Origin of the sequence: Lactobacillus sp. N54.MGS-719, assembly GCF_000980505.1 — a bacterium.
In the GTDB taxonomy this organism is placed as follows: Bacteria; Bacillota; Bacilli; order Lactobacillales; family Lactobacillaceae; genus Lactobacillus; species Lactobacillus amylovorus.
Window position 1 is genome coordinate 1 of record NZ_LARO01000071.1, and the last position, 4,082, is coordinate 4,082.

Sequence of the window (4,082 nt, forward strand, 5' to 3'; positions counted from 1 at the left end):
AGAAGTGAGAATGCCGGTATGAGTAGCGAAAGACAGGTGAGAATCCTGTCCACCGAATGACTAAGGTTTCCTGGGGAAGGCTCGTCCTCCCAGGGTTAGTCGGGACCTAAGTCGAGGCCGAGAGGCGTAGACGATGGACAACAGGTTGATATTCCTGTACCAGTTGATTGTGCTTGAGTGATGGAGTGACGCAGAAGGCTAAGCGATCCGGACGATTGGAAGTGTCCGGCCAAGCAGCAAGTCAGTTGATGAGTCAAATGCTTATCAGCGGGTTGACAAGCTGTGACGGGGAGCGAAATTATAGTAGCGAAGTCGTTGATGTCACGCTGCCGAGAAAAGCTTCTAGCGAATAATCAACTGCCCGTACCGCAAACCGACACAGGTAGTCGAGGAGAGTATCCTAAGGTGAGCGAGCGAACTCTCGTTAAGGAACTCGGCAAAATGACCCCGTAACTTCGGGAGAAGGGGTGCTGATCGCAAGATCAGCCGCAGTGAAAAGGCCCAGGCGACTGTTTATCAAAAACACAGGTCTCTGCAAAATCGTAAGATGAAGTATAGGGGCTGACGCCTGCCCGGTGCTGGAAGGTTAAAAGGAAGAGTTAGCTTCGGCGAAGCCCTGAATTGAAGCCCCAGTAAACGGCGGCCGTAACTATAACGGTCCTAAGGTAGCGAAATTCCTTGTCGGGTAAGTTCCGACCCGCACGAAAGGCGTAACGATCTGGGCACTGTCTCAACGAGAGACTCGGTGAAATTGAATTGCCTGTGAAGATGCAGGCTACCCGCGACAGGACGGAAAGACCCCATGGAGCTTTACTGTAGCTTGATATTGAGTGCTTGTACTGCTTGTACAGGATAGGTAGGAGCCATAGAAGCCAGGACGCTAGTTTTGGCAGAGGCGTTGGTGGGATACTACCCTTGCATTATGATCACTCTAACCCGCACCACTGATCGTGGTGGGAGACAGTGTCAGGTGGGCAGTTTGACTGGGGCGGTCGCCTCCCAAAAGATAACGGAGGCGCCCAAAGGTTCGCTCAGAATGGTTGGAAATCATTCGCAGAGTGTAAAGGCACAAGCGAGCTTGACTGCGAGACAGACAGGTCGAGCAGGGACGAAAGTCGGGCTTAGTGATCCGGTGGTTCCGCATGGAAGGGCCATCGCTCAACGGATAAAAGCTACCCTGGGGATAACAGGCTTATCTCCCCCAAGAGTCCACATCGACGGGGAGGTTTGGCACCTCGATGTCGGCTCATCGCATCCTGGGGCTGTAGTCGGTCCCAAGGGTTGGGCTGTTCGCCCATTAAAGCGGTACGCGAGCTGGGTTCAGAACGTCGTGAGACAGTTCGGTCCCTATCCGTCGCGGGCGTAGGAAATTTGAGAGGACCTGTCCTTAGTACGAGAGGACCGGGATGGACATACCGCTGGTGTACCAGTTGTTCCGCCAGGAGCATCGCTGGGTAGCTATGTATGGATGAGATAAACGCTGAAAGCATCTAAGCGTGAAACTCGCCTCAAGATGAGATTTCCCATTCCTTATGGAAGTAAGACCCCTCAGAGATGATGAGGTAGATAGGATGGAAGTGGAAGTGCCGCGAGGCATGGAGCGGACCATTACTAATCGGTCGAGGACTTAACCAAGTTTAAAGGTGTTTCGATTGAACGTGAGAAGAATAGATATTGTTTAGTTTTGAGAGTGCAAGCTCTCAATCCTGAAAAGGATTAGTGTGGTGATGATGGCTTGAAGGATACACCTGTTCCCATGCCGAACACAGAAGTTAAGCTTCAACGCGCCGAAAGTAGTTGGGGGATCGCTCCCTGCGAGGATAGGGCATTGCCATGCAAATATTTTTAAAAGGGTAAGACTTCTGGTTAGCCCTTTTATTTTTTGGAGGATTAGCTCAGTTGGGAGAGCATCTGCCTTACAAGCAGAGGGTCACAGGTTCGAGCCCTGTATCCTCCATTTACCATTATTGGGCTATAGCCAAGTGGTAAGGCAACGGTTTTTGGTACCGTCATGCGCTGGTTCGAACCCAGCTAGCCCAACTTGAGCCGTTAGCTCAGTCGGTAGAGCATCTGACTTTTAATCAGAGGGTCGACGGTTCGAACCCGTCACGGCTCATTAATTTAATAATCATGCGGAAGTAGTTCAGTGGTAGAACATCACCTTGCCATGGTGGGGGTCGCGGGTTCGAATCCCGTCTTCCGCTTTTATCATGCACCCATAGCGCAATTGGATAGAGTGTCTGACTACGAATCAGAAGGTTGAAGGTTCGACTCCTTCTGGGTGCATTTTTCGGGAAATAGCTCAGCTTGGTAGAGCACCTGGTTTGGGACCAGGGGGTCGCAGGTTCGAATCCTGTTTTCCCGATTTAAGATTATCGCGGTGTAGCTCAGCTGGCTAGAGCGTCCGGTTCATACCCGGGAGGTCGAGGGTTCGATCCCCCCTGCCGCGATAAATGGGTCTATAGCTCAGTTGGTTAGAGCGCACGCCTGATAAGCGTGAGGTCGGTGGTTCGAGTCCACTTAGACCCATAACTTGCAAAAGTTTCTTTTTAGTTAATGACCCATTAGTCAAGCGGTTAAGACACCAGCCTTTCACGCTGGTATCGTGGGTTCGAATCCCGCATGGGTCACTTTATTTTAATTATCGCGGGGTAGAGCAGCCTGGTAGCTCGTCGGGCTCATAACCCGGAGGTCGTTGGTTCAAATCCAGCCCCCGCAATATTGGTCCGTTGGTCTAGTTTTGGTTAGGACGCATCCCTGTCACGGATGAGATCACGAGTTCGAGTCTCGTACGGACCGTAAATGGCTCGGTAGCTCAGTTGGTAGAGCAACGGATTGAAGCTCCGTGTGTCGGCGGTTCGATTCCGTCCCGCGCCATTTATTATGGAGGAGTAGCGAAGTGGTTAAACGCGACGGTCTGTAAAACCGTTCCTTCGGGTTCGGCGGTTCGAATCCACCCTCCTCCACTTATGGCGGTATTGGTGAAGTTTGGTTAACACATCGGTTTGTGGGTCCGACATGCGTGGGTTCGAATCCCACATACCGCCTCTGTAAAAAGACCATGTTCAAGTAAATTGGACATGGTCTTTTTTTGTATAATTTTATGAATAAAAATTTGAAATTCGATTCTGGATTAGTTGCAAGCGGTTGCTTCAATTCATGACAAACGCTTGCAGAAAAAATTTTTTGATCGACATGATAGGGCTCATCAGCGCTTATTTTGCATGGCTTTAGAGAATCTTAAACACAATTGAACGTATAATGATACATTGTCAAATTGCATGCGAAATGGTAATTTATATAAGAACACGCTTACATAATAATGGTAAGTGGGATTTTTAAAAGGGAAGTGATGAATATTTACTTCATGACCAGCTGTTTTTATAAACTGTGGTCAAAGCTGTAGATCAATTTGGAATAATCTGATAGTGATAGAGGGATTCATATGGTAGGAATTGTATTAACAAGTCACGGTGGTTTTGCTGACGGGATCAATCAATCGGCGGAAATGATCTTTGGTCAGCAGCAGGATGTGGCGCATGTAATTTTGAAGCCGGATGAGGGACCGGATGATATTCATGCCAAGCTTGAAAATGCCATTAAGGACTTTTCAGATCAAGAGCAGGTTTTATTTTTAGTTGACTTGTGGGGTGGTACGCCATTTAATCAAGCCTCGAGTCTGTTTGAAAAGCATCAGAATACCTGGGCAATCGTAACGGGGATGAACCTGCCGATGGTGATTGAAGCATTGGCCTCACGAATGACCATGAACTCAGCCCGAGAAATTGCTACACATATCGTTGAAACGGCTAAGGATGGCATCAAGACTCTGCCAGAAGAACTGATGCCAAAGACCAAGGCGCCAGGTGCACCAGCCAGTGCCAAGCCAGCCGTCAAGGGAGCCATTCCAGAAGGTACCGTTATCGGCGATGGTAAGATCAAATACGTTCTGGCACGGGTTGATTCGCGACTTTTGCATGGTCAGGTGGCAACCGGCTGGACCAAGGCAACCAATCCCAACCGTATTATCGTCGTTTCTGATAACGTCGCTAAAGACAAGCTGCGCAAGAATATGATCAAAC

The 4,082-nt window shown here is 49.3% G+C and carries 1 protein-coding gene, 14 tRNA genes and 2 rRNA genes; all 17 read left to right on the forward strand.

What is annotated here, in order from left to right:
• Nucleotides 1-1,635, forward strand: a 23S ribosomal RNA gene (locus tag WS44_RS08670); the annotation flags it as partial.
• A gap of 85 nt (nt 1,636-1,720) precedes the next feature.
• A 5S ribosomal RNA gene (gene rrf, locus WS44_RS08675) occupies nt 1,721-1,837 on the forward strand.
• A 47-nt stretch (nt 1,838-1,884) separates the two neighbouring features.
• Nucleotides 1,885-1,957: transfer RNA gene (locus tag WS44_RS08680), tRNA-Val, on the forward strand.
• An 11-nt stretch (nt 1,958-1,968) separates the two neighbouring features.
• Nucleotides 1,969-2,040, forward strand: a tRNA-Gln gene (locus tag WS44_RS08685).
• A gap of 3 nt (nt 2,041-2,043) precedes the next feature.
• A tRNA-Lys gene (locus WS44_RS08690) sits at nt 2,044-2,116 on the forward strand.
• Nucleotides 2,117-2,132: 16 nt separating this feature from the next.
• A tRNA-Gly gene (locus tag WS44_RS08695) sits at nt 2,133-2,204 on the forward strand.
• An 8-nt stretch (nt 2,205-2,212) separates the two neighbouring features.
• A tRNA-Arg gene (locus WS44_RS08700) sits at nt 2,213-2,286 on the forward strand.
• 5 nt (nt 2,287-2,291) lie between these two features.
• Nucleotides 2,292-2,365 (forward strand) — tRNA-Pro (locus WS44_RS08705).
• Nucleotides 2,366-2,376: 11 nt separating this feature from the next.
• Nucleotides 2,377-2,450, forward strand: a tRNA-Met gene (locus WS44_RS08710).
• 5 nt (nt 2,451-2,455) lie between these two features.
• Nucleotides 2,456-2,529: transfer RNA gene (locus WS44_RS08715), tRNA-Ile, on the forward strand.
• A gap of 29 nt (nt 2,530-2,558) precedes the next feature.
• Nucleotides 2,559-2,630, forward strand: a tRNA-Glu gene (locus WS44_RS08720).
• Between the two features lie 15 nt (nt 2,631-2,645).
• Nucleotides 2,646-2,719: transfer RNA gene (locus WS44_RS08725), tRNA-Met, on the forward strand.
• Between the two features lie 4 nt (nt 2,720-2,723).
• Nucleotides 2,724-2,799 (forward strand) — tRNA-Asp (locus WS44_RS08730).
• 5 nt (nt 2,800-2,804) lie between these two features.
• A tRNA-Phe gene (locus WS44_RS08735) sits at nt 2,805-2,877 on the forward strand.
• Nucleotides 2,878-2,885: 8 nt separating this feature from the next.
• Nucleotides 2,886-2,966: transfer RNA gene (locus tag WS44_RS08740), tRNA-Tyr, on the forward strand.
• Between the two features lie 6 nt (nt 2,967-2,972).
• Nucleotides 2,973-3,047: transfer RNA gene (locus tag WS44_RS08745), tRNA-His, on the forward strand.
• 398 nt (nt 3,048-3,445) lie between these two features.
• A partial coding sequence (locus WS44_RS08750; RefSeq protein WP_046434043.1) for a mannose/fructose/sorbose PTS transporter subunit IIA occupies nt 3,446-4,082 on the forward strand: 637 nt, incomplete at its 3' end.